The 827-nt window shown below is 56.5% G+C and carries 1 protein-coding gene; it reads left to right on the plus strand.

From position 1 onward, the window contains the following. Positions 1-149 precede the first annotated feature (149 nt). Complete coding sequence (locus NS365_RS23380; protein WP_058599988.1) at positions 150-716, plus strand: lysozyme inhibitor LprI family protein; 567 nt, start codon at positions 150-152, stop codon at positions 714-716. Positions 717-827: the final 111 nt, after the last annotated feature.

An 827-nucleotide genomic window follows, 5' to 3' on the forward strand; every position in this document is an offset into this window, starting at 1 on the left:
GGGTCTGGCCGAGGGCGGCGTGGGGACGAAAGCGATCAAGGCCGGCGAAAAGCTCACCTACGCCAATTGCGAGCCCGACGCCTCGCTGGAGGTCACGCAGATTCGTAAGCTTCTGGACACGGCGGATGCGCGGTTCGTCGGGGCGTGAGATGAAGTCCACTCGTTTATGCGCTGTGGTTTATGCCCTCGGTCTCACCTTGTCTCATACCCATGCCGTTGGTTTTGCTCATGCCCAGACGGATGAAAGAGCTTCGAGCGAGGACGTCTCGGCCGACATCAAGGCCGTAAAGGCCTGTGTGAATTCGCTAGGGCGCCAGAAGAAAGGACGTTCGGCAAACGAAAAGTCCCATGACGATCAGTACGATTGCATCGGCGTGATCATGAGGCCTTGTATCGATGAGCCGTCGGATGAAAGCTCTTCAGACCATTCTTTGATGTGCGCGGAGCGTGAGTTCCAGGCTTGGGATGCCGTCCTGAACGAGAACTATCAAAAGAAGCTCGAGCAGATTCAATCTGGCGATGACGACGACGAAGACGTCAAAAGAAGACAGGTCGAAACTCTGCGCGCCGCTCAGCGGCTTTGGGTCCAGTTTCGAGACGCCGAAGTAGAGCGCATGGACGCGGAATCCTACGGCGCTGGGGGACATTGGATTGCCTACAACGACGAGTTCGTCAAAATGGATTTGACGGCCAAGCGCGCGATCGATCTCAAGTGAACCCAAAGCGAATGGCTTGATAAACAGCGCCGCTCCCTTCGGGAAGCGGCCATTGAATTTCTGAACTCTTGCGTCCGTCAACGTGTGTAGTTGATCGGCACGGTGATCGGC

The organism is Aureimonas ureilytica, assembly GCF_001475935.1.
Classification (GTDB): Bacteria; Pseudomonadota; Alphaproteobacteria; order Rhizobiales; family Rhizobiaceae; genus Aureimonas; species Aureimonas ureilytica_A.